This window comes from Mesorhizobium sp. M7A.F.Ca.CA.003.01.2.1 (assembly GCF_003998945.1).
Lineage (GTDB): Bacteria > Pseudomonadota > Alphaproteobacteria > Rhizobiales > Rhizobiaceae > Mesorhizobium > Mesorhizobium ciceri.
Genome location: NZ_RZRA01001150.1, coordinates 1 through 1,506 on the forward strand (window position 1 = coordinate 1; position 1,506 = coordinate 1,506).

The following is a 1,506-nucleotide window of genomic DNA, read 5'->3' on the forward strand; positions in this document are numbered from 1 at the left end:
GTCCGATACCGCGACTGTCTGGAATGCCGGCCGGATTCTGGCGGCCGAAACGGCGGTCGCGCAGCAGCCGGTTGACGTCGTCGAAGCCGCCAAAGCACCAGAAGCCGAATTCTTCCCAGAAGAATGCATTCGATAGGCCGTGGAGGAAAGCATAGGCATCATAAGGGTTTTGAAAAAAAGCCGGCTCGTGCGGGTCGAGCCGCAGATGTCGCGTGGCTGGATCAAAGGCCAGGGCAGGTGGCGTCAATTTGCTCATGCCAGACCAATAGCGCGGCTTGCCAGCCTGGTTCCAGACCGTATGTTGGCGCCCGCAATCCAATACGTTGAGCCAGCCGACCGGCTGCGGAAAGTCTGATTTGATGAAGGTGATCGTTGTCGGTGCGGGTATTGCCGGCCTCTCGACCGCGTGGTCGCTGGTCAAGGCGGGTCACAGCGTTTCGATCGTCGAGCAGGGGCCGATCCCAAACCCGTTGGCCGCCTCGGGCGACCACCACCGCATCATCCGCCGCGCTTACCGCGCGGGGACCGGCTACGGCCGGCTGATCACCGAAGCCTACCAGGCCTGGGACGAGATGTGGGCCGACCTCGGCGAAAACCATCTCGATCCCAGAGGATTTGTCTGCATTTCGCGCGAGCCCGGCGACGAGGCCGAGGAATATCGCGAGGGCCTGGAAGAAGGCAATTTTCCGTTCGAACTGCTGGAGCCCGATGCAGCCGTGAAACGCTGGCCGTTTCTGGAAGCCGGGTCGTTTCGCTACGCCTATTTCTCGACCGAAGGCGGCGCCCTGCATTGCCGCAAGATCGCGTCCGGCCTGGCAAAGTGGCTGCGCGCCAACGGCGCCAATGTCTACGAAAACAGCAAGGTCGTCGAGGTCGACGCCGAAGCCGGCCACATCGTGCTCGAAAGCGGCGAGACGATGCAGGCCGACCGCATCGTCGTCGCCGCAGGCGCCTGGGTGCTAAAACTGTTTCCGGAACTGGACGGAGAATTGAAGACCTATCGAACCGCACTTGCCTATGTCGAACCGCCGGCCGACCTCAAGGCGGCCTGGCAGGCGGCACCGGTCGTGCTCGATGTCGGCGGCGCGATCGACGGCTATGTGATCCCGCCCTCCGGCGGCGCCGGCATGAAATTCGGTTCCGGGCTGCACAGGGTGCCGACCAGCGACGCCGACTGGAACCGTCAGCCGGTGGCGGGCGAGGGCGAGGCGATCCGCAACCTGTTTTCGCCGCCGATCGCCCGCATCGCGGAGTATCGCGTGACCGAGGTCGTCACCTGCGCCTACACTTTCACATCAGACGAAAAATTCATGGCGCATGGAAAGGGCAAATGCCTTGTTGTCTCGGCATGCTCCGGCCACGGCTACAAGTTCGGCGCGGCGGTCGGCAGGCGCGTTGCCGCTGCTGTCGGCGATGGGGATATCGCCGGTCTGAAGGCATGGCTGCGGGCGGAGGTCGCCTGAAACACGAGGCCAAATCCGCAGCGGTTCAATGATTGAGTTCGTC

Annotated in this window: 1 protein-coding gene and 1 pseudogene; one reads left to right on the forward strand and one right to left on the reverse strand. The window is 63.3% G+C overall.

The window, feature by feature from the left end; genetic code table 11:
- A pseudogene (locus tag EN969_RS30660) lies at positions 1-247 on the reverse strand (cytochrome P450); the annotation flags it as partial.
- Positions 248-359: 112 nt separating this feature from the next.
- Here EN969_RS30660 and EN969_RS30665 point away from each other — a divergent pair.
- The gene (locus EN969_RS30665; protein WP_063167788.1) at positions 360-1,463 is read left to right on the forward strand and encodes an FAD-dependent oxidoreductase; all 1,104 of its coding nucleotides are present in this window, start codon (positions 360-362) and stop codon (positions 1,461-1,463) included.
- Positions 1,464-1,506: the final 43 nt, after the last annotated feature.

Bases quoted from the DNA above. Each gene is read 5' to 3' on its own strand.
- EN969_RS30665 (WP_063167788.1), top strand. From the start codon at position 360: ATGAAGGTGATCGTTGTCGGTGCGGGTATTGCCGGCCTCTCGACCGCG.